24 protein-coding genes and 1 pseudogene are annotated in these 21,004 nt (G+C 53.1%); 9 read left to right on the plus strand and 16 right to left on the minus strand.

Features of this window, described 5'->3' with window-relative positions:
* The 3 genes from tkt to rpiB form a co-directional block, all read right to left on the minus strand.
* On the minus strand, positions 1-1,292 hold a 1,292-nt coding region (gene tkt / locus AOY23_RS20135), incomplete at its 3' end, for a transketolase (protein ID WP_072171075.1).
* Positions 1,279-2,259 carry a transaldolase gene (gene tal / locus AOY23_RS20140; RefSeq protein ID WP_054181071.1) on the minus strand — a complete coding sequence of 327 codons (981 nt, stop codon included), beginning with the start codon at positions 2,257-2,259 and terminating at the stop codon, positions 1,279-1,281. The genes tal and tkt, both read right to left, overlap by 14 nt.
* An 11-nt stretch (positions 2,260-2,270) precedes the next feature.
* Entirely contained in the window at positions 2,271-2,741 is a 471-nt protein-coding gene (rpiB, locus tag AOY23_RS20145) for a ribose 5-phosphate isomerase B (RefSeq protein ID WP_054181070.1), read from the minus strand.
* A 335-nt stretch (positions 2,742-3,076) separates the two neighbouring features.
* On the opposite strand from rpiB, the gene AOY23_RS20150 reads away from it, so the two are divergent.
* The 5 genes from AOY23_RS20150 (at position 3,077) to AOY23_RS22155 (ending at position 7,696) form a co-directional block, all read left to right on the plus strand.
* Positions 3,077-4,822, plus strand: coding sequence for a dihydroxyacetone kinase family protein (locus AOY23_RS20150; RefSeq protein WP_054181069.1), 1,746 nt, complete (start codon positions 3,077-3,079; stop codon positions 4,820-4,822).
* Positions 4,813-5,598, plus strand: coding sequence for a triose-phosphate isomerase family protein (locus AOY23_RS20155; protein ID WP_054181068.1), 786 nt, complete (start codon positions 4,813-4,815; stop codon positions 5,596-5,598). Before AOY23_RS20150 ends, AOY23_RS20155 begins: the two co-directional genes overlap by 10 nt.
* Before the next feature lie 89 nt (positions 5,599-5,687).
* Positions 5,688-6,650 (plus strand): sugar-binding transcriptional regulator, encoded by a 963-nt coding sequence (locus tag AOY23_RS20160; protein WP_049848479.1) that lies wholly within the window; start codon positions 5,688-5,690, stop codon positions 6,648-6,650.
* Positions 6,651-6,689: 39 nt separating this feature from the next.
* Entirely contained in the window at positions 6,690-7,322 is a 633-nt protein-coding gene (locus tag AOY23_RS20165; RefSeq protein WP_054181067.1) for an ECs1377 family protein, read from the plus strand.
* Between the two features lie 203 nt (positions 7,323-7,525).
* Positions 7,526-7,696, plus strand: coding sequence for a YlcI/YnfO family protein (locus AOY23_RS22155; protein WP_072171076.1), 171 nt, complete (start codon positions 7,526-7,528; stop codon positions 7,694-7,696).
* A gap of 383 nt (positions 7,697-8,079) precedes the next feature.
* On the opposite strand, the gene AOY23_RS20170 is transcribed toward AOY23_RS22155, so the two are convergent.
* The 13 genes and pseudogenes from AOY23_RS20170 to AOY23_RS20235 form a co-directional block, all read right to left on the minus strand.
* A complete protein-coding gene (locus AOY23_RS20170) occupies positions 8,080-8,919 on the minus strand; it encodes a DUF4942 domain-containing protein (protein ID WP_054181066.1) in 840 nt (279 codons plus the stop codon).
* Between the two features lie 90 nt (positions 8,920-9,009).
* On the minus strand, positions 9,010-9,213 hold the full coding sequence (locus tag AOY23_RS20175) for a DUF957 domain-containing protein (protein ID WP_054181065.1): 204 nt from the start codon (positions 9,211-9,213) through the stop codon (positions 9,010-9,012).
* Positions 9,214-9,242: 29 nt separating this feature from the next.
* Positions 9,243-9,734 (minus strand): DUF5983 family protein, encoded by a 492-nt coding sequence (locus AOY23_RS20180; RefSeq protein ID WP_054181064.1) that lies wholly within the window; start codon positions 9,732-9,734, stop codon positions 9,243-9,245.
* A pseudogene (locus AOY23_RS20185) lies at positions 9,731-10,106 on the minus strand (TA system toxin CbtA family protein). Before AOY23_RS20185 ends, AOY23_RS20180 begins: the two are co-directional and overlap by 4 nt.
* A gap of 45 nt (positions 10,107-10,151) precedes the next feature.
* Positions 10,152-10,511: a type IV toxin-antitoxin system YeeU family antitoxin gene (locus AOY23_RS20190; RefSeq protein ID WP_054181063.1), complete on the minus strand. Its 360-nt coding sequence runs from the start codon at positions 10,509-10,511 to the stop codon at positions 10,152-10,154.
* Between the two features lie 21 nt (positions 10,512-10,532).
* Positions 10,533-10,754: a DUF987 domain-containing protein gene (locus tag AOY23_RS20195; protein WP_054181062.1), complete on the minus strand. Its 222-nt coding sequence runs from the start codon at positions 10,752-10,754 to the stop codon at positions 10,533-10,535.
* Between the two features lie 20 nt (positions 10,755-10,774).
* Positions 10,775-11,260, minus strand: a complete 486-nt coding sequence (gene radC / locus AOY23_RS20200; RefSeq protein WP_054181061.1) for a RadC family protein — start codon at positions 11,258-11,260, stop codon at positions 10,775-10,777.
* Positions 11,261-11,314: 54 nt separating this feature from the next.
* On the minus strand, positions 11,315-11,794 hold the full coding sequence (locus AOY23_RS20205) for an antirestriction protein (protein WP_054181060.1): 480 nt from the start codon (positions 11,792-11,794) through the stop codon (positions 11,315-11,317).
* 77 nt (positions 11,795-11,871) lie between these two features.
* Entirely contained in the window at positions 11,872-12,693 is an 822-nt protein-coding gene (locus tag AOY23_RS20210) for a DUF932 domain-containing protein (protein ID WP_054181059.1), read from the minus strand.
* A gap of 275 nt (positions 12,694-12,968) precedes the next feature.
* Positions 12,969-13,484, minus strand: a complete 516-nt coding sequence (locus tag AOY23_RS23080) for a hypothetical protein (protein WP_235501683.1) — start codon at positions 13,482-13,484, stop codon at positions 12,969-12,971.
* A gap of 5 nt (positions 13,485-13,489) precedes the next feature.
* The gene (locus AOY23_RS20225; RefSeq protein ID WP_054181057.1) at positions 13,490-14,041 is read right to left on the minus strand and encodes a hypothetical protein; all 552 of its coding nucleotides are present in this window, start codon (positions 14,039-14,041) and stop codon (positions 13,490-13,492) included.
* A gap of 307 nt (positions 14,042-14,348) precedes the next feature.
* Positions 14,349-15,239: a GTPase family protein gene (locus AOY23_RS20230; protein ID WP_235501682.1), complete on the minus strand. Its 891-nt coding sequence runs from the start codon at positions 15,237-15,239 to the stop codon at positions 14,349-14,351.
* 52 nt (positions 15,240-15,291) lie between these two features.
* Positions 15,292-16,230, minus strand: coding sequence for a hypothetical protein (locus tag AOY23_RS20235; RefSeq protein WP_054181056.1), 939 nt, complete (start codon positions 16,228-16,230; stop codon positions 15,292-15,294).
* Between the two features lie 245 nt (positions 16,231-16,475).
* On the opposite strand from AOY23_RS20235, the gene AOY23_RS20240 reads away from it, so the two are divergent.
* From AOY23_RS20240 to AOY23_RS20255, 4 genes are all read left to right on the plus strand, one after another.
* Positions 16,476-16,685, plus strand: a complete 210-nt coding sequence (locus AOY23_RS20240) for a helix-turn-helix transcriptional regulator (RefSeq protein WP_054181055.1) — start codon at positions 16,476-16,478, stop codon at positions 16,683-16,685.
* 889 nt (positions 16,686-17,574) lie between these two features.
* On the plus strand, positions 17,575-18,195 hold the full coding sequence (locus tag AOY23_RS20245; RefSeq protein WP_054181054.1) for an inovirus Gp2 family protein: 621 nt from the start codon (positions 17,575-17,577) through the stop codon (positions 18,193-18,195).
* 199 nt (positions 18,196-18,394) lie between these two features.
* Positions 18,395-18,895, plus strand: a complete 501-nt coding sequence (locus AOY23_RS20250) for a zinc-ribbon domain-containing protein (RefSeq protein WP_235501681.1) — start codon at positions 18,395-18,397, stop codon at positions 18,893-18,895.
* A gap of 396 nt (positions 18,896-19,291) precedes the next feature.
* Positions 19,292-20,950, plus strand: a complete 1,659-nt coding sequence (locus AOY23_RS20255) for a ShlB/FhaC/HecB family hemolysin secretion/activation protein (RefSeq protein ID WP_054181052.1) — start codon at positions 19,292-19,294, stop codon at positions 20,948-20,950.
* Positions 20,951-21,004: the final 54 nt, after the last annotated feature.

The raw sequence follows: 21,004 nt of genomic DNA on the forward strand, positions 1-21,004 counted from the left end.
GTGTACGGCAGGAAACCGCCGTGCAGCGCAATGCCGTTGGCAATGGCGGTCATACCGAATTCGCGCACACCGTAGTGAATGTAGTTGCCTGCCGCGTCTTCATTGATGGCTTTCGAACCGGACCACAGGGTCAGGTTGGACGGCGCCAGGTCCGCAGAGCCGCCGAGGAATTCCGGCAGCCACGGGCCGAAAGCTTCGATGGCATTCTGTGACGCCTTACGGCTGGCGATTTTCGCCGGATTCGCCTGCAGGCTTTCAATCCACGCCTGCGCTTTCGCCGCGAAGTCCGCAGGCATGTCACCCTTCATACGGCGGGTGAACTCAGCAGCTTCCTGCGGGAAGGCTTTCGCATACGCGGCAAATTTGTCATTCCAGGCAGACTCTTTCGCCTGGCCGGCTTCTTTTGCATCCCACTGTGCATAGATTTCAGACGGGATTTCAAACGGCGCGTATTTCCAGCCCAGCTGTTCGCGGGTGGCGGCCACTTCCGCATCACCCAGCGGCGCACCGTGGGAATCATGCGTACCGGCCTTGTTCGGCGAGCCGAAACCGATGATGGTTTTGCACATCAGCAGCGACGGTTTGTCTGTCACCGCACGGGCTTCTTCCACCGCACGTTTGATGGAAGCCGCGTCGTGACCGTCCACACCACGTACCACGTGCCAGCCGTAGGCTTCAAAGCGTTTCGCGGTGTCGTCAGTAAACCAGCCTTCCACATGACCGTCGATGGAGATGCCGTTATCGTCATAGAACGCCACCAGTTTGCCCAGCTTCAGGGTTCCCGCCAGGGAGCACACTTCGTGGGAAATCCCTTCCATCATGCAGCCGTCGCCCATAAAGGCATACGTGAAGTGGTCAACGATGTCATGACCCGGACGGTTGAACTGTGCCGCCAGGGTTTTCTCGGCAATCGCCATACCGACTGCGTTGGCAATGCCCTGACCCAGCGGACCGGTGGTGGTTTCAACACCAGCGGTGTAACCCACTTCCGGGTGGCCCGGCGTTTTCGAGTGCAGCTGACGGAAGTTTTTCAGCTCTTCCATCGGCAGGTCGTAGCCGGTGAGGTGCAGCAGGCTGTAAATCAGCATGGAGCCGTGGCCGTTAGACAGTACGAAACGGTCGCGGTCTGCCCAGGACGGATTCTGCGGGTTGTGGTTCAGGAAATCACGCCACAGGACTTCGGCAATGTCAGCCATACCCATCGGGGCACCAGGGTGACCGGATTTCGCTTTCTGTACTGCGTCCATGCTTAGCGCACGGAGCGCATTCGCCAGATCTCTACGCGGTGACATTCGCCGCCTCCCGTTTCGCCAGCAGTTCGGTGAGCATCGATTCGAGTTTTTCCTGGTCCACGGCAAATAAACGGATGCCTTCCGCCAGTTTTTCCACTGCCATCGGATCCTCATTGTGCAGCCAGTAAAACTCCGCTTCGGTCAGTGGTGACGGTGGTGTTTCCGCTTCAACCGGGGGTTTCAGCGCGACAGCCAGGTCGCCTTGCATCTGACTGAGTTCTTCCAGCAGCGCCGGGGCAATCGTCAGACGGTCACAGCCAGCCAGGGCTACCACCTGCGACACTTTGCGGAAACTTGCGCCCATGATCACCGTCGGGTAACGGTGCTTTTTGTAGTAATCATAAATCGTACTTACCGAGATCACGCCCGGATCATTTTGCGGGTTGTCGTCAGTGATCAGGTTACGCTGGCGGTACCAGTCGTAAATACGGCCAACAAACGGCGAAATCAGCCAGACCCCGGCTTCGGCGCAGGCGCGGGCCTGGGCAAACGAGAACAACAGCGTCAGGTTGCAGTGAATGCCTTCGCGCTCCAGCTCTTCCGCCGCTTTAATACCCTGCCAGGTGGACGCCAGTTTGATCAGCACGCGGGAACGGTCAATACCGGCGTCTTCATACAACGAAATCAGTTTGCGCGCTTTCGCCACGCATAAGCCACGATCGAACGAGAGCCGGGCGTCCACTTCGGTCGAGACTTTACCCGGCACCTGGCGCAGCAGTTCAAGACCAATATTGACCGCCAGTTTGTCGCTGGCGTTAATCAGCCGGGTCTGCGCCGTGCCGCCCTGCTCGCAGGCCCAGTCAATCGCCTGTTCGATCAACGGACGGTAGAGCGGTTGCGCAGTGGCTTTCAGGATCAGCGACGGGTTGGTGGTCGCGTCCTGCGGGTGATATTCCCGAATGGCAGTGATGTCGCCGCTGTCCGCTACCACTGTGGTGACCGCTTTTAGTTTTTCCAGAAGATTCATGTGGCTCTCCTTTACTTATCCGCGCGGTTCGGATGGGTGAGGCCGTCGTAGTAATCAATACGCTCGACTTTCGGCGCGGACCGCCCCGCTTCAAATTCGGACGCCAGCCAGGCATCGACCAGCATCAGCGCCAGCTCTTCGCCAATAACCCGGGCGCCCATCGTCATGATTTGCGCATTATTACTTTTACGGGCGCGCTCGGCGGAATAAACATCGTGGCACTGCGCGGCGCGAACGCCCGGCACTTTGTTCGCCACAATCGCCATACCAATGCCGGTACCACAAAACAGAATGCCGCGTTCGAATTTGCCTTGCTGGATCGCGGACGCGAGATTGAAGGCGATATCGGGATAAATTTGATCGTTCCCTGCAACGTCGTGACTGAAATCTACAACTTCAATGTCCTTTTTGTTCAGGTGCTCTTTTACCCGATTTTTCAGTCCGGTAGCGGCATCATCCGCACCGATTGCGACTTTCAGCATTTTTATTACCTCATTAATGACAGTGCTTAAATTGAACTCATGTTCACCCTCTGCTCGTGTGATGGCGTCTGGCTGGGACGAAATGTGTCGCAGAGATGAACGAAAGTTCAGTTAGTGTTCGTATGTAATAGATCATTAGCAGGAAAAAAGCGCGTAAAAAAGGATCTGACGCACAAAAATGCACGGATTTGGGGATTTTTCGACCATGCTCACATTTTCATATGCTGAACATTTGATTGGCGGGTGCGATCTGCTAGCGTTCATTTGTGATGGTTATATAAAGGCCAGTTTCTGGCGGCTGGGGTATTGCTTGTAAATCATCTGGAGAAGAACAAATGACCTGGTTATTTAACCGACCCGCCGACTTTGCGAAAGAGATGGTGGCGGGCTTCGTCAGCGCGCATGCGTCCATGGTGCGCCAGGTTCCCGGCGGCGTGGTGCGCAATACCCAAAGTAAACCGGGCAGCGTGGCGGTGATCGTCGGCGGCGGTTCCGGGCACTATCCGGCGTTTGCCGGTCTGGTCGGGCAGGGGCTGGCGCACGGCGCTGCGATGGGTAATCTTTTTGCCTCCCCTTCCGCACAACAAATTTGCTCTGTCGCCCGGGCCGCCAACAACGGCGGCGGTGTGCTGCTGACCTTCGGCAACTACGCGGGCGACGTCCTGCATTTCGGCCTGGCCTGTGAACGTTTACGCGCCGAAGGCATCCCCTGTGAAACCTTTGCAATTACGGATGACATTTCCAGCGCGCCGCTGGCGCAAAAAGAGAAGCGCCGTGGCGTGGCGGGCGATCTGGTGGTGTTTAAAGCCGCGGCGGCTGCCGCTGAACGCGGCGATTCTCTGGCTGAGGTGCTGGCGGTGGCTCGACGCGCTAACGAACAGACCCGCACGCTGGGGCTGGCCTTTAGCGGCTGTAAATTCCCTGGTGCGGAACACCCGCTGTTCACCGTGCCGGAAGGCAAAATGGGCTTCGGCATGGGCATCCACGGCGAACCTGGCATCAGCGAACTGGCGGTGCTGTCCTCTCAGGATCTGGCGAAAAAGCTGACCAGCGCGCTGCTGGAAGAGCGCCCGCAGGACATTCCGCAGACCAAAGGCGCACGGCTTGGCGTGATCGTCAACGGGCTGGGTTCGGTGAAATATGAAGAGCTGTTTGTCTTCTGGCATGACGTTCAGCCGCTGCTGCAGGACGCGGGCGTGACCATTGCCGACGTACAGATTGGCGAGTTCGTTACCAGCTTTGATATGGCGGGCATGTCGCTGACTTTTATCTGGTTCGACGAAGAACTGGAAACATTATGGCTGGCGCCTGCCACCACACCGGCGTTCAATCGTGGCTCGGTGCTGCCACATAAACCGCTGGATCCGGTGCAGCTTGAGCAGAGCGGCGAGGCCAAAATTCCGCAGGGCAGTGCGGCATCGCAAGAATGCGCGGTCAGGGTGATGACGATGATTGACGCGCTGGCGGACACCATCGTCGCCAACGCAGAAGAACTCGGGCGCATTGACGCCATCGCTGGTGACGGCGACCACGGCATTGGTATGGAGCGCGGTGTTGTGGCGGCACGTGCCGCCGCCAGCCATGCGCTGAACCAGGGCGGTGGCGCGGGAACGCTGCTGCAATGCGCGGCTGATGCCTGGGCCGATGAAGCCGGAGGCACGTCAGGCGCTATCTGGGGGGTGATCCTCAATACGCTCGGCACCACGATCGGCAACAGTGAGAAGCCGGATGTTATCACTGTGGCGCAGGCGGTTTCGCAGGCCAGTTCCGGGGTGATGCATTTTGGTAAAGCAAAACCGGGCGATAAAACGCTGGTGGATGTTCTGCTGCCGTTCAGCCAGGCGTTGAGCGTGGCGGCGGAAGAGGGATTGTCGCTGTCGGCGGCCTGGCGCAAGGCGGGTGTGGTGGCACAGCAGAGCGCACAGGCAACGGCACAATTACTGCCGCAGATTGGCCGTGCACGACCGCTGGCGGAACGCAGTCTGGGCACGCCGGATCCGGGTGCGGTGTCGCTGTCGATGATCATTGATGTGGTCGGCACCTGCATGACCGATGACACCAGGGAGAAAGTATGCCCGTGAAACTGGTGATCGGCACCAGCCACAAAACCTACTTTGGCTACCAGCAAACGCAGGCATGGTGCCAGCAGGTGGCGGAACTGGTGTGCGCGCTACCAGAAGCAACGACACCGGCATTGCAGTTGTTTACCTTTCCTGCAATGCCAGCGCTGTCGGTGGCGCTCGAAGCTTTTTCCGGCACCGCAATGGCAACGGGGGCGCAGAATGTCTGCGCCGCCCCACCCGGCGCGTGGACAGGGGAGACCAGTGCGGCCATGCTTCAGGAGATGGGCTGTCGTTACGTCGAGATTGGTCACGCCGAGCGCCGACGCCATTTCGCTGAAACGACCGACATCATCAATCAAAAGCTTGATAGGGCCTTTGCCTGTGAACTCACCCCGGTCATTTGTATCGGGGAAGCGCAGCGGATGAGCATTGACGATGCCAGTGCGTTTGCCTGCCAGCAGGTGGATGAACTGCTCGCCCATCGCCGTGAATCACCACTACCCGCCGCGCTGTTTGCCTGGGAGCCGCAGTGGGCGATCGGTGCGCCGGAACCGGCGAGCGATGAGTACATCCGCGGCGTCTGCAAAGCACTGCGGGCGTATCTGCATCAGCGGTACGGCGCGCAGTTTCAGGTGATCTACGGCGGCAGCGCCGGTCCCGGTTTGTTGAGTCGACTCTGGCCGGATGTCGACGGGATTTTCCTTGGCCGCTTTGCACATCAGCCACAGGCGATGGCGTCGATTCTTGCCGAAGCGCAGGCGCTCCTCTCCACCCGTTCTGCGGGTGACGCATGATTGCGTACTGAACATTTCTGATATACTCCCCGGCAAATGTTCACCACTTAAACATTATTTATATCTACTGTGGGGAGATGTCAGCCGATATGGAAAAATCGAACGCGTCCCAGGATTATGAATTACTCACCGAGATTGCCGTCGCGTATTACTGCGATGAGGTGACGCAGGAAGAGATTGCAAACAAGTTTGGCTTTTCCCGCATCAAGGTCGGGCGTTTACTGAAGCGCGCGAAAGAAGAAGGCATTGTTGAAATCAATGTGCGCTACCACCCGGTATTCAGCACGCAACTGGAAAAGCAGCTGATTGAGCGTTTTCCTATCAGCCGCGCGCTGATCGCCCTCGACCATAACGACGAAGAAGAGCAGCGCCGTCAGGTCTCCGCGCTGGTTTCCGGCCATCTTAATAACATGTTGAAAGATAACATGGTGGTGGCGGTCGGGCAGGGGCGTAACGTCGCGTCGGTGGCCGATCTCTCCGGTACCATTCAGCCGCGCGACTGCCGGTTTATCTGCGGGATTGGCGGCACGCACCGTCCAGGCGATGTGATCAACGCCGACCATATCAGCCGTCTGCTGGCGAAAAAATTCGGCGGCAGCAGCGAGTCTTTGTACGCGCCCGCCTATGTCGAAAACATCCAGCTAAAAGAACTGTTGATGCAGAACGGCACCATCAAGGAAACGCTGGATCGCGCGCGCAAAGCCGATATTGCGCTGGTCGGTATTGGCGACATGAATGAAGACAGCTACATGGTGAAACTGGGTTGGTTCACGCCGCAAGAGATCAACGATGCCAGCCTTCATCAGGGCGTCATCGGCGATATCGCCGGGTATGACTTTTTCAACGCCCGTGGCGAACACGTCAATACCGTAATGGATAACCGCGTGATTGGTCTGAGCATCGACGAGCTGCGGCAAATCCCCTGCGTGATTGCGATTGCATCGGAAAACACCAAAGCGATGGCCATCATGGGCGCGCTGCGCACCGGCGCGATTGATATTATCGCGACCAGCGCCAGAAATATCCGTACTATCCTGAGTCTGAGTCAGTAATCACCTCGTATTAACCACCCGGCGGGATGGCGAACGGACATGACCGAACGAATTGACTATCAGATTGAAAAATATAGTTTTACGGAAGCCGCTGAGACACCGCGGCTCACCCATCAGTGGCGCGAAGTGCTGGACGAGTGCCGCCAGTTACAGGCCGGAGCGGAAGAGCGTCTGCGCATTGCGCTGCTGAATGTGGATTACGTCACCAGCTTTGAGCTTCCCTTCCGGTTGTTGCTCACCCGCACGCCGCAGTTGATTGCTGGATTGCGGGACGAGCTTCAGCTCAGCCAGAAAAGCGCGACGTTTAATGGTAAGCGCTTTGGCTGCGTCTACAGTCTTAATACCTCGTTAAGCGAAATCCCCGACGAATTTCAGTATCGCCTCTCGACCCGCATCCGCCGGGTTGATCCCACTGGCACGCTGGCGACCCCTTTCCAGCAGATCGCCAAAGAGGTGAAAGCCCCGCGCGATCGCCTCAAACTGGCGCTGGAAAGCGGACTGCAGGTCACCGCGCTCGACGCTTTGTTCTGGTTCGGCATTCAGCGCGTCGCCGCAGATATACAGCGGCTGCGAAAATCGGGAATGCGCATCGCCACGTCTGAGATCAGTGTCTCCGATAACATTACCGGTACGACAAGGCTGGTGCCGGTGTATCGGGGTGAGGCGGGGTAGACATTTCTGCCGGATGGCGCTTCGCTTATCCGGCCTACTGGGGTTCGCTGCATTTGTAGGCCCGTGCAAGCGAAGCGCCGCCGGGCAATACCAGCGCACCGTGTTAGAATGCGAATCAGCCATAATCAACTCCTTGATAGTTGGTGCGGTTAGACGCGCACCTTTGAGCGTTGTCAGATTTGAAATTTCATGTGGTAGGTACCATGCAAGAGAAAAAGAAAGCCGATTTCGACCGTACAAAAAGCACGATGAAGAACATCCGATTTGAGGATGAGCTTTTAGAACAGATTGAGAAAGTTGCTGGAAAGGGGAATTTCAGTAAATGGGTGAAAGAGGCGTGCAGGATGCGTTTGAGCAAAACGAGTCGCACCTAATTCTGATAATAGAAGTTTTCTATCTTTTGAGATGATTTTTCTCGTAGAAATCAGGGATGTTCAGACTGACTTACCAACGTGCTCCTTCCTGCTGAACTTGTAAGTAAGACTTACAGGTTGCGTATTTGTTCAGGTTTTTCTTCTTCGTAGATCACTTTGACGTGCTGTGTAATAGCCTGGCTAAAGGGGATTTGTTGATGCAAGGAGAGTACAAAACAAGACATTTTGGCAAGATCACAGGAGTCGCACTTGTTTGTTAATTTATTGATTTTAAATCACTAATCTGTGTTGGATAAATGAGTAACCCCCATTAGTACCCCCAAATAAATTTGCGCAAGGGAAAGAGGCTAAAATATTCAATTGAATCAATCCCTAGAACTTGATCATGAAGGTAACACTCCCGGATAGTGTCTGGCAATGATGTCATTCATTTGATCCACCAGGTCAGGGAGCTTCAACGTGATATGTGCCGTTCCCTTCTGAAAATATTTGATTGCAAACATTTCGTCCTCATAACGATTGCTGTGTCTGTTCTCATGGATATGGTCTCCGAGACGACAGGTAACGTCAGCTCGGTTGTCAGGAATAGGTTTTCTATCAAGGAGCATCAGCATGCACTCAAGATCAGCTAATCTGTCGCGTTGCCAGCCCCAGTTCAGTCCGAATCCCCACTGGTCATATTTCATCAGACCGCTGACAATGATCTTTGAACCAAATTTGCAGGGTGAGTTGGTCTTATAGTTCCAGCTCAGTCCTTTGAAAACGTTGATGACACCGCGCTCAAACACTTCCCCTTTGCTCAGGTGCAGTTGCTCAAACGTGCTCAGTATGTTGGCTTCAGAGATCGCCGGGATATCGTCTTTCTCCAGACTGTTGTACCACTCGTTACGGGCAACCGCATCCATGAGTGCAAGCATACCGGAGCGTTGCATTAAATCTTTCCAGATGCTGCGATCGATATTGCGGGTGATCGCTTTCATTGCCGTTTCTGGCTTCTCCGTCAGCCAGCAGTCGTAACGGTATTGCCGCACACCCCATTCATTCGCTTTGCCACCGTCAATACTGTCGGTCAGTGCAGAAATATCACTAAGCTGATGGATAAGAATTTCTGCCAGGCTCAATGAGGCATTACATCCAGTGACAATACGTTCAATGCTGGTGGAGCAGATCACGTCGGTGTGCCCGGCTATTACGTCGGGATCGGCATAAAGTTGTTCTGACATAGTTTTCTTTCCTTTATATAAAGCAAAAAAGCAAAGCGCCAGTTGGTGAGGGCTGGCGCTTATGCGCGTGTGATGAGTACGGTTCAGTGGCTAGCCTGATTTAGCGCGGTGTAAACGCTGGAGGTGGTGGAGGTCATGAACATCATTCAGTGCCTGCTCCACGTGCGGGAGCAGCATGGTGGAGTCCGTGTTCTCCTCGTCGTTATCGAAGATGATCCCGCTGTTGCAGTCGATATTGTCCCGTAGCCAGTCGAGCAGGATTTGCAGGGCTTCTTCGGTGGTTAATGTCCGCATGAAAAGACCTCGTGGTAACTGGAAGCGGATCACCACTCAAAGGTGGAGAAACCGGATAGCTGCTCGTCCAGGGCATCAAGATGAATAATGCGAATGTGATAACGGCACATTAATGTCACCACTAACCGACGGCAGACTTTTGATAATCCCCGTTTCTTTAGCTGAAGTACTGGGTACTGCCACGCATCGAAGTAGTTCAGATAACCGGAACCGGTATAGCATATCCACTCACTGTCGCCGTGGTCTTCATGCTGGTGCGAGAGCGTATACAGCAGACTGTTATCCGCTTCGGTGACGTGGGCGGTACTGCACTGAATACCGTTAAACCGGGCGACAGGCGGGAGTGTGTCCTCCACAACCCGTTTTCCGGGTTCATCAACAACACGAAGCGAATAACCGTTATCACAGACCACATTAATCAGGTCGGTCAGTTCAATACCATCAATATCCACGCTAATCCGGCCCATGTTAAGGGCCTGCACGTTGACGGCACCGGCTTCCACCGTGAGAGCGAGTTTCATCGTGTCACCCTGCTGTATTTACCGCCGGTGATACTGGTGATGGTTCTGTAATTATCACGCGTCATCATTCCGGTGGCTTTACGGGCGCGGAGAATATCAGTGCTGCTGATGAAGGGGGAATGCTCCGTGCCACTGAAGCCGTGGAAAAGTACGAACCAGTCCGTACTTTTCCACGGTAAAATTCACTGCGTCTGTCAGTGAAATACCAGCGTCAATATGCTGCTCAATGACACCGTCGTTACCAAACGGTGTGTCGTTTATCGTGAGGCCGTAATGTTGCTCCAGCAGGTACGTGAGTAGGGTCTGCCAGATGTCGACGGGTGACGGTCGTGGCTGTACCGCCCCCGCCGGTGATGCTGAGGATTTCTGCATGGGAGTTATCTCTTTGTGGAATAAAAGAAGAGGCATTGCGGGGAGTTACGCAGTTGTTTCCGGTGTCGGATAAATCGCGATATAGACATAGCCACAACTGGCAAGGGAGTCGGCCTCGCAGGTCAGTCCTTTCGCGTACAGCGTGACGCAGTGCTGATGACGGGGAGTGAGTTCACCGCTGGTCAGCATTAGTTCCATCTGTTTCATCAGCAGCTGAAATGCCTGATCGAGATGACGTAAATCTGCGTCACTGAATTTACCGTTGATACTGGCGCGGTCAGCTAGATAATGCAGGCGGTTGCCTTCCTGTACCAGACGGGCACCAAAACATGGGGTAGTACTGCGTTTCAGTCCCCACCAGTGCTCTGCAATATCATGGTCTGTTGCGGGTGTTGTATTCGACAATGTAGTGCTCCTTACATCAGGTTAATTAAGTGTGACGCAGCGCAGTACCACATACGGGCCGTTGCGGTCCTGACGACGTTCCGCGAAGACCGCCAGCACACCGCGAATGTCCTGCACCTTCATGCCTGCGTAGTGGCAGATACTGCCGGACCAGCGATATTTGCCGGTACAGAAGCGAAACAGCCTGGACTGTGGATGTCGACGGTATATCGTCATGGCCTGACGTTTGCTGATAATTTTCACCGATATTTCCTCCTTCCCCTTTAAAGCCAGCCCGATTCGGCGAAGGAGACGATATCCATTCCACCGACGATCAGGTGGTCCGGCAGACGGATCTCCACCAGGTCCAGCGCCTGTTTAAGACGCTCTGTAATATGGCGGTCAGCCAGACTGGGTTCCGCAAGTCCCGAAGGGTGGCAATGCGCCACAATGACAGCTGCAGCGTTGTGCTTCAGTGCCACCTTCACCACCTCTCGGGGATGGACCTGCGTATGGTTGATGGTGCCGGTGAACAGCGTTTCGTGCGCAATAAGACGATGCTGGTTATCCAGAAAGAGCACCATGAATACCTCTTTTTCTTCCAGTGTCATCTGCAGGCGCAGCCAGTTGCGAACAGAGTTACTGGAGGAGAATACTGCACCGGGCTCACGTAACTGACGTTCCAGAATATTCAGCGCCCGACGAATGGTGCGCTGTGCATACGGGGTCATGATGGGCTGTTGTTGTGGATGTACTGAAGAAGGGAACATGTCGGGTTGTGACTGTACGGGTAATGCCGCCATGTCGGGCATAGTCTGAAACTCCTAATCAATGATGCGCATAATGGCCTGACACTCGCGATGCAGCAGAGCGTAATCCCGCAGGCGGTAATAGTGTTCCGTCATGGCGTCACATTCGGTACGGCAGGCATGATGACTGTAAGCAATAAGACAGACCGCAATCCCGGCGGCTACCGCGCTCATTTCTCCGTCGTTGCCGTTCATGGGGTTGAACAGCGTCCATGAACTCTCATCACTGTCCTCACCAGTTTCCGGCACCATAAAAGCACCGCCGTTACTGAGAGTGAAAAAGGTCCAGATACCGCCATGGTAGTCAGCGCAGAAGCGGTCCATCCACGCAAAGATGTGCGGTTCGAGAGTTATCCACTGTGGAATGCTGCCGAAATACTGCGGCCAGAAGCTGATGCGGTTCTCATCGGTTACCTGTGTTGCGGTAATCTGATGTTGAGCAGCAACAGGAACGGATTCTGAGGGTGTGAACAGTAGCAGTGTATTGTCGGTCATGCTGGTTTTTCCTTGTTTATTAATGGGGTAAAGCTGTGGGTGACTAAAGCGGGATAACAGTGAGGAAACGCGGGGGATTATTTACCGGAGAGTTCCAGCATGTTTTCCGCCATCATCCATAATGCGCGGTTGAGCTTCACGTCACCGTCGATGCCGTTAACGGCTCGGGTATGGCTGCGTTTGCCCTTCGCAGTACGCCCGGGCAGACCGCCTTTCAGCAGGTTCTCCTGCAGTCTCTGGTACGTTGTCCACAGGTCGTTCTGACGGTCTTCATAGCGGCGGGGTGTCAGTATCTGCGATGCCGTCACCGGCTGGTGGTCTTCACCATAACGGTACTGGAGTGCGGCATTCGCCAGTGCCTGCTGTGCCGGTGGTGGTAACAGCAGCGACTGCATGGCATCACGCTTCTCTTCCACCCGGTCAAAGATACCGAGCACTTCGTAAGCGCCCTCAATCACCTTTTCCACCACATCGCCCCGGTGCGGTACACGCACTTCGCCAAACGACTGCCCGCAGACGAGCGAATTGGTACAGACGCTGCGGAAGATACCAGGCAGCATCTGGTAACTTGATGAGCCATCATGAGAGTTGAGCAGGATAATTTCCGGGACCAGATGACCAGTGATTTGTCCGGCACGACGCAGACGCAGCATGTGCTTCGTGTGTTCACGCTTACTCGGGTCACGTACTTTCGTCTGACAGGCGAAGAACGGCTGAAAACCTTCGCGCTGCAGGTTTTCCAGGATGGTGATAGTCGGTATCCAGGTGTAGCGTTCACTACGGGACGCATGTTTGTCCTCACCGAAGATGCTGGGGACATGGCTCATCAGTTCTTCGTGAGTCAGTGGCCTGTCGCGGCGTATCTGGTTAATCCGACCAAAGCGGCTGGCTAAACGCATGGTTAACTCCTTATATGGCAGGAAAAGAAAAGGGCTGTTCCTCCCGAAGGAGGAACAGCCCTGTCAGTGCAGTGGTGTGACCGGTTCAGTATTCACCGGCGAAGGTTGCAGACCCTTTTACAAGCAGCACCGTACAGCCGTTACGGATTACCAGTTAAAGGTAAAAGCACTCTTGCAGTTTGTACTGCTAACTCACTTCATTTAGATTTCTCGCAATCAATCGGCTGTATCGTGGGGTAAAAAACCGTATTGATGTCATCCGGTAGATGCTGCTATCAGAGGCTGTCAGCCTGTATAACCCCCTCTTCTGCCAGTGAATGGCTGATGTTGTTAGCTACCGTATCCGGGTCAAGTTTTATCTCTGCGAGCAGTTTTCCGGTCTCCGGGGTGCCCTTATAGACATAAAGGGAAGCAAATGGCTCTCCGGAATCATTCGAACCAGCTGAAATCTGATAACTGGTATCACCATTTCTGACCGTAAAATCCTGAATACTGATGACCTGGTTGTTCTGGTACGCGTAAGTGGTGCTACCCGCAGGAACAGTAAGATTCATCTCTTTGCTTATTGCACCAACCTTACCGAATGAATACGAGACCGACGGCGTGACAATGCAAATCTCCACCTCTTTTTTGTGATTCGTAGTCTGTGCGTAAAACACCGGTTTTGCACAGCGCTGGTAATGTGCCTGACGAAGTGTGTCCTGTGTGGCTGCATGTGCCACTGATGTCACGGAGAATAAAATCACCGCATTAAGCACCAGACATCGGGAAATACTTTTTACTGTTTCCATCTTCTTCACTCTCCTGCTTCGGGTAATACGACATAAATATCCCGGCCCCTGGCCTCAATGGTCACGGGCTCCTTTACACCGGTGTTCAGCAACGCCTGTGCCCGCCAGAAACGCCCTCTCACTTCTTCCTGCATGTCCGTCACGCGGATACAGCGTTCGTCATACCCCTCATCACGCAGGATTTTCGTCACCACACCACAGGCGCTCTGTGCCAGATTTTCCGTACCTGACTGCCGGTTAAGCAGGTATATCGCCACGAATGACAGCGCGGTGCAGAGCAACCATACCTGCATCAGCCGCCACGGTTTGCCCTGCATCTGGTCGCGCTGGCGCAGGTACACCACCGGAAACCAGAACCAGAGAAAAGAAGGCGGCGTGATGCCCTGCTTCATCAGGTTTGTCCGGTCCAGCAATACCCAGACCAGTGCGACGACAAGATAAATGACAAGTGCGGCAGTCTGTGGAAAGTTCAGGTACAGCACCACCCATATTGCCGGAAGTACAACTGCGAGGCACCAGGCAAAAATGTCCTGACGCTGTAATGGATAGGATTTCATCTCAGGGTCTCCCTGTGGATACAGACACCCGTCATCACAGGCATAAAAACACACATAAAATATTCCTTTATAAACAATTAATTAAATGAAACGAATAACAGGGGATATCTTCACATTCAGCACAGATCGTACTGGCTAATCAGAAGGCGGGATAATTGTTAATTCAGATCGATATGCGTAAACTGATCGTTGATATCTATCAATAATAACGATCGATAATTTACAATCAATAGCAATAAACTATCAACGGTAATCATTTCGATCGTTGAAACAGATCGAAACGGCAGGGGAAAAAAGCGCTGTGAAATCAGAACAGGAGATGCCAGACAGCACGGATAACCGCCAGGAAGCGCTGGCGGAGTCGCTGTAACCGGCGTACCAGCCTGCCTGATATCTGTATGGCCGCGACGGCTTCATCAAAAATGTCGCCTGTGGCATGGACAAAGCGCTCGCGGGCGGTTTCCTGAACATATTCCGTTCGCAGATCAGGGTTAAGATGACGGAAAACAGCGCTACTGCTGCTCACCGGCAGCGCCTTAATCAGCGCTTCCGCCCAGAGTTCGAGGTGATAGTTTTCCGCTGCGGATACTGCAATGACCGGATGGACAGTTGCAAACAGTGTCGCGGCAAGTTGAGTTTTAGCCCGGAGATTTTTAGCCTGACGTGGCGAGGGCTGGTGGTTTGCATTGTCCCATTCGCGACAGGGCTCCATTTTATCCGCCTGGGTGAGAACAAACAGAAAACGCTCTGGTGCAGCTCCCTCGCCAAGCAGTTCACGGTAACAGCGCAGGTCATCTTTCCAGGCCCGGTCGTCTGCCTTCAGCGCCCAGACAATCAGGTCCAGCTTCGGGGCCCATGCCCGGTACAGACGACGATACTGCCTGTCGGGTTCCGGGGTTTCGGCAATACCGGGAAAATCGGCAATATGAAGGGTACGAGTACCACGGGTAACCTGATAACGATGAACGTGGCGGGTGCAGCCCCTGACGGGGTCAACACTGGCAGGTGGCGGACTGAAGAGAGTATTACAGAGACTGGATTTACCTGCCCCTGATTTTCCCATGACGCCAATCACCGGTTCGTAGTGAACGCACCGGAGCAGTCGCTCCACCATGGCTTCCGACAGAATACCCGGGAGACGGGATAAGGGTTGTTGCAGGGCGTCAGGAATCTGCCCGGTAGGGGTACGGTCTGACACATTGACCTCCGTGAGTTAAACAACAGGGCGACAGCGATACTGGCTGCCGTACTCACAGTGGTGATATCTGGTTGTCTTTTTTTGAAAGTGAAAGCGTTGGCGTATTTTTGAATTTCACATCACGGGAGTGCATATGCACTTTATAGCGCATATCTTTCTCTTTTTCCGCATCACCTATCGTGAACATCTCATAGCCTTCATAAATTTCATCCACACTGTCCCTCTTATTCCAGTCCAGCCCAATAAAATACCCTCCTGACTTTGTTCCTGAAGCGCGCTTAATATACACCATTCTCTCATATTTATTTTTATCCCAGCCATCAACTGCCAGTGTTTTGAACTGTCTGAATCTGATTCCGGGAAAATCAAGTCTGCTATTAGCAACGTCATTAAAAAAAAGAGGTAATACATGCAGTGTGGTTAGAATTCTGCCATTGCAGTCAATATTGTTATCCTTATTGTACTGAATAATTGCCTTTTTAACGAATAAATGGAGAAAATCAGGCGTTCCTCCCATAAAATGAGTAATCGCAGGTATCTCCTTAATAATAAATGCTCTCAACATAGCCAAAACTTCATTTCTGGCATCGTCACTCATTTTCCTTCTGACTTTAGGGTCGAACTCGCTCTTACTGCTTACATCAGGAATTGTGAATTCATACACACGAAGGTGACATTCATGAGCTTTCAGTATAATCCTCTCATAGGCATCGCTGGTATCCTTATCCTCATTCGGCACCACTATGGATGTACCATGCAAAATGTGCGTCTCATCCCTGGTAAAACTCTTTTCCCCTGAATTACCTTCTTTTAACTCATTACTTAACTCCTCCAGAAATCGTGCTGAAGATGCATCGAATCTCAGGCCTGCAATGATGATTTCCAGGATGAGCTTCGACAGAGTGAAACCTCGCTTCTGTGCCAGTCCCTTTAGATCACTGAAGAACTTTCGGGTTGGCAGGTTGATAGTGATTCGATGATGGCTGGGCATTTTTTCTCCATAAGTGCTGCACTTTATGTAACAAATAAGTGCAGCACTTATTGTACTTTATCAATATAAGCAGGATAGCACACGCTGGTGTTTTGAATACCTTTTTTGTCTGAGCAGGATGAAGAAGCCTGCCATACAGTTCGTGACGTAATTTTTTACTCGTCCTTCCCATCCTCTGAGGAAGGCTGCAACACAACACTGAGAACAGTCATTCCTCCTTCACTTTTAACGTAAAGGAGATTTCCATGAACACATCCCCCGCACTGCTTAATGACCAGCTTGTCGATATGACATTCATTACCACCTACACCGAAATGACGGACAAGTGGTTCTACAAACTCATCAGCGAAGGCCAGTTCCCGAAGCCCATTAAACTGGGGCGCAGTTCTCGCTGGCTGAAGAGCGAAGTGGAAGCCTGGATGCAGCAGCGTATTGCTGACTCACGGGGTAACTAACCATGTCTGCGCTGAAGTTCAACAGAAGAAAAGCTGTATCAGCAAAAGCCTCACGCACAGTGTCTGCAGATATCCCGGCCCGCTGGATATGTCCACGCTGTCGTCGGCAGTATTGTGGCGCTAAACCCTGCCCTTTCTGCCACCGGGTTGCCTGACGAGCATTTGGCTATTGCCAGTCAACTTCGTCGGCCACATGACGGCTTCCGGTCTTTCAGTTGTGAACGCCTGGCTCACCGGGAATAATATTTTTTATTGTGTTCTGAACTGATAACCCTGGAGTAAAAACGGAGAGTTTTAAATATATAAGCCCGTGCCTGGCAAGGCCTGGTTATTAGCTGGTCATGTAGGCTGGTACAGTATATATATTATATAAGCAAGTCACCGAGAAATATAACAGAGTGAGATACAAGATAATGGCAATATAATATCTGAAGGTGAAGGGTTAAGTAACAATAATATGATATACACTAACTCATTAGTTCACTGAAATTAACCTGATGAGCTAACGAGACACGCTATAGAAAATAGAATTGCAGGATGCCAGTCTCAGTTAATACAGATATAAAGACTTACCCCTGGAGTTCTTTAAAATCAAATTAAAGAATCCTTTCCCCCCTGAAAATACTAACCACACAGTCCGCTCATCGGGGGGAGATATCAAATCGCGAGGACTGACAATAGCCAGGACAGCTTCCGTTCAGCCTTGCATAAATATCAGCAAGTAAACGCATTCATCGCCAGTTAAAGCATCAGCGTCAGCAGATGAGCATCTGGTAGCGCTATACCTTCCCACCGTCTGAAACTTTAACCCTCATTCGTGCGTTCGTTACTGCCATTTGCTCTGGCAGGGACTTCGCACGTCTGAATCAAACCAGCAGGAGTAACACTGATGCCTGACAGTAAATTTGGCCCACTGAATCCTGATTACATGAAGCGTATGGAGGAAATTATCACTTTAGCAACGGTGGCTCACCCCAGAACTGCCGTTTTCACCTTCGTTCTCAGGCTGCCTGAGTACCGCGACAGAGGCGATTCGATAGTCTGTATCCCTAATCTGCAGGTCGGGATAATGGAACGCTTCAAAGGGGCGCTGGAAGCCCGTATAGCCGTTCATCAGCACCGACGCAGGCGGGAAGGTCTTCAGGTGTGTCCAACGGATCTGAGAGTCGTCTGGGTTCGTGAGGTGGGCGAAAGCAGCAAACCGCACTACCACGTCGCGATATTCGTTAACAAAGATACCTTCAACTGCCTGGGAGATTATTCGAAGCAAGACCGTAATCTGGGGAGCTATATCTGTGAGGCCTGGCTGAGTGCGACAGGTCTGCTTGGGTTTCCTGAATACAGAACACTGGTGTCCTTCAATAACACGCCACACATTCTGGAAGCGATTCGCGAGGACCGTTTTGAGAAGCAAAGAAAGAGTCTGCTGGGCCACCTGAGTTACTTCGCCAAAGAACGCACCAAAGTCTACAGCAGGGAAGCCCGCTCATTTGGGGGTAGTGTCAGATAAGCCAGCACAACGCAAGGTGAGACATTTCCCCTGGTTGCTGAAGAAGTAAACCTTTATCTGCCCTGAAGCTGACGACCTGTTTCTTATCGTACCGTCGCCACTAAATACCCGATAACCCTTTCTGTAGTCATACCGCCACGTTTTCCCAGTCCTTTTGCCCTTAACGGGATGGAGTGCGCCTGCGCGGTATCTGGCTGTAATGGAGAAAAAAGATAATGAGAACACTCATGCTTACTGGCGACCAAAAACAGCCATCGTTTTTACCTTCACTCTTCCTGCTTGTGCTCCTTGCGGTGTGTTTAAGGAGACTGGCATGCGAATGATGAAATGCTATCTCGCAAATACCGGCAGGGGACATTTTATCACTGCTGACGAAGCCGCAACCGGCGAACCGGGATCGCTGACCTGCTCCTCATGTGGCTGTGTTCTTTACGTTCAGCCCGGAAATGCAGACGAAAAACCGTGGTTCTGGCATGACCAGAGTACGGTGCCTGACAGCACGCTGAAGGACTGCGTTCATTCTGATCCGGAAATTAAAGCAGAAGCCAGGCTCAGAAAGTTACGTAATTCCATTGGGGAGATGGTAGTCCCCGTGCCGGTGCTGTCCTGGCACTGTGTCTGGTGCGGGCAACACTACCAGGGGGAGAAGTTCTGCTCTGTATGTGGCACAGGGATATACAGTATCGAAGGAAACATGTGACAAAAAAATGACAGCAGAACTATCGGGTCTCCGGTACGCATTATGCTTTGAAGTACAATTGAATTGCGCTGATTTTTAGCCCTGCTTAACGCACCATCACTTCGCTGTAGTCAGTTCCATGCTGCCGAAAATGCCGGATCACTGATGCAGGTAATATTCGGAAGCCCGGGCCGACAATTCCTGTCAGTACCTCTGGCTCCTGTATGCTGATGCAATACTTTCTCGCCATTTTAGCGGGACAAAAAAATATATTAGCCTCAATTATCATATACACAAAATTAACAATGTTATTTACAAAAGCTTACTTCTGGATTATTTTCACGTTTAATTTTCATACGAAATATTCCTTAAGGATAAGTAATGGGCAGGAAGCCAGTACACGGATATTCCGTCGTCATGCGCCACTTCTGTATCACCATTCTGGCGGTAGCGTGCGTGCATGCAACAGCGGCACCGCTCTCTCCGGCTGATCGTGATACCATTCAACAGCAGCAACAACAGTTGCTTGAGCAGAATCAGCGTCAGCGTGATGAACTGGAGCGCAGCACGTCGCTCCCCCGTCCTACTACTCCTGTCGCACCACCGACCACAGGAGGTCCGTGCTTTTCCATTTCTCGTATCGAAATCAGTGGCAACACGAAATTGTCACCACGCGACGCTGACACCGTTACCGCCCCCTGGCTGAATCAGTGCCTGGACATGACCCGCCTGACGCAGGTCACTAATGCCGTCTCCGACTGGTATATCAGCCGGGGATATATCACCAGCCGCGCTTTTCTGACCGAACAGGACCTCTCCTCCGGCGTGCTGCATCTGACGGTGCTGGAAGGCCGACTTCAGCAAATCCGTCTGGAAGGTGTACCGCAGCGGACACTTGCCATGACGTTCCCCGGGCTGGAAGGAAAAATCCTTAACCTGCGCGACATCGAACAGGGTATGGAACAATTAAACCGCGTGCGGCAGGTTCCGGTGGAGATTGAAATCCAGCCAGGCGACAAACAGGGCTGGTCAATTGTGAATCTCACCGCCGCCCCGGAATTTCCGCTTAGCGGTTCGGTAAGTTTTGATAACAGCGGGCAGAAAAGCACCGGTACCGGTCAGTTCAGCGGCGCGCTGACCGGCAATAACCTGCTCGGGCTGGCGGATAAATGGTTTATCAGCGGCGGGCGCAGCAGCGATTTTTCAGACTCGCATGATGCGCAGAATTTTGCTGCTGGCGTCAGCGTGCCGTATGGCTACGGCCTACTCGATTACAGCTACAGCTGGAGCAATTACCTCAACACCATTGATAACAACGGCTGGCCGTGGCGCTCAACCGGTGACAGCGAAACGCACCGGCTTACCGGTTCGTGGGTGGTGTTTCGCAATGGCGATATCAAAACCGGTCTTACCACCGGCATGACGCACCGCATCAGCCGCAATTATCTTGATGACGTGCTGCTGGGATCCAGTAGCCGCAAGCTCTCCAGCGTGATGCTCGGCATCAATCACACGCAAAAAATGGCCGGTGGTGTGGCGACGCTCAATCCGTCCGTCACTCAGGGTGTGCCCTGGCTGGGGGCGGAAGACGATCACGATAAACACGGCGATGTGCCACGGGCTGAATTTCGCAAGTGGAGCATTAACGGCAGTTTTCAGCGGCCTCTGGCGACCGATCTCTGGTGGCTCAGCAGTGTTTACTTTCAGTGGTCACCGGATCGGCTTTACGGCGCCGAACAGCTCACGCTGGGTGGAGAAAGCTCTGTCCGCGGTTTTAAAGAACAGTACCTCTCCGGCAACAATGGCGGTTATCTGCGTAATGAGCTGAATTACTCGCTGTTTACCCTGCCGTGGGTGGGGCAAATCAGCGTGATGGCGGCACTGGATGGCGGCTGGCTGAAACAGGACGACCAGGATCCGTACGCCAGCGGCACGCTGTGGGGTGCGGCCGTCGGGCTGACCAGCGCGAACAGTTGGTTCTCGACACAGTTTACCGTGGGAACCCCCGTGAAATACCCGGACTGGCTGGCTCCGGATCATCTCAATATTTATTACCGCCTGGCGGTGGCGTTTTAAGGGACAAAAACGATGGATAACAATCAGACCCGTTTTTCTCAGCGTGTACTGAGC

Source organism: Trabulsiella odontotermitis (assembly GCF_001297775.1).
Lineage (GTDB): Bacteria > Pseudomonadota > Gammaproteobacteria > Enterobacterales > Enterobacteriaceae > Trabulsiella > Trabulsiella odontotermitis.

Coding starts and splice junctions, on each gene's coding strand:
- tal (WP_054181071.1), bottom strand. CDS start 2,259: ATGAATCTTCTGGAAAAACTAAAAGCGGTCACCACAGTGGTAGCGGAC.
- rpiB (WP_054181070.1), bottom strand. CDS start 2,741: ATGCTGAAAGTCGCAATCGGTGCGGATGATGCCGCTACCGGACTGAAA.
- AOY23_RS20150 (WP_054181069.1), top strand. CDS start 3,077: ATGACCTGGTTATTTAACCGACCCGCCGACTTTGCGAAAGAGATGGTG.
- AOY23_RS20155 (WP_054181068.1), top strand. CDS start 4,813: ATGCCCGTGAAACTGGTGATCGGCACCAGCCACAAAACCTACTTTGGC.
- AOY23_RS20160 (WP_049848479.1), top strand. CDS start 5,688: ATGGAAAAATCGAACGCGTCCCAGGATTATGAATTACTCACCGAGATT.
- AOY23_RS20165 (WP_054181067.1), top strand. CDS start 6,690: ATGACCGAACGAATTGACTATCAGATTGAAAAATATAGTTTTACGGAA.
- AOY23_RS22155 (WP_072171076.1), top strand. CDS start 7,526: ATGCAAGAGAAAAAGAAAGCCGATTTCGACCGTACAAAAAGCACGATG.
- AOY23_RS20170 (WP_054181066.1), bottom strand. CDS start 8,919: ATGTCAGAACAACTTTATGCCGATCCCGACGTAATAGCCGGGCACACC.
- AOY23_RS20175 (WP_054181065.1), bottom strand. CDS start 9,213: ATGCGGACATTAACCACCGAAGAAGCCCTGCAAATCCTGCTCGACTGG.
- AOY23_RS20180 (WP_054181064.1), bottom strand. CDS start 9,734: ATGAAACTCGCTCTCACGGTGGAAGCCGGTGCCGTCAACGTGCAGGCC.
- radC (WP_054181061.1), bottom strand. CDS start 11,260: ATGTTCCCTTCTTCAGTACATCCACAACAACAGCCCATCATGACCCCG.
- AOY23_RS20205 (WP_054181060.1), bottom strand. CDS start 11,794: ATGACCGACAATACACTGCTACTGTTCACACCCTCAGAATCCGTTCCT.
- AOY23_RS20210 (WP_054181059.1), bottom strand. CDS start 12,693: ATGCGTTTAGCCAGCCGCTTTGGTCGGATTAACCAGATACGCCGCGAC.
- AOY23_RS23080 (WP_235501683.1), bottom strand. CDS start 13,484: ATGGAAACAGTAAAAAGTATTTCCCGATGTCTGGTGCTTAATGCGGTG.
- AOY23_RS20225 (WP_054181057.1), bottom strand. CDS start 14,041: ATGAAATCCTATCCATTACAGCGTCAGGACATTTTTGCCTGGTGCCTC.
- AOY23_RS20235 (WP_054181056.1), bottom strand. CDS start 16,230: ATGCCCAGCCATCATCGAATCACTATCAACCTGCCAACCCGAAAGTTC.
- AOY23_RS20240 (WP_054181055.1), top strand. CDS start 16,476: ATGAACACATCCCCCGCACTGCTTAATGACCAGCTTGTCGATATGACA.
- AOY23_RS20245 (WP_054181054.1), top strand. CDS start 17,575: ATGCCTGACAGTAAATTTGGCCCACTGAATCCTGATTACATGAAGCGT.
- AOY23_RS20250 (WP_235501681.1), top strand. CDS start 18,395: ATGGAGAAAAAAGATAATGAGAACACTCATGCTTACTGGCGACCAAAA.
- AOY23_RS20255 (WP_054181052.1), top strand. CDS start 19,292: ATGCGCCACTTCTGTATCACCATTCTGGCGGTAGCGTGCGTGCATGCA.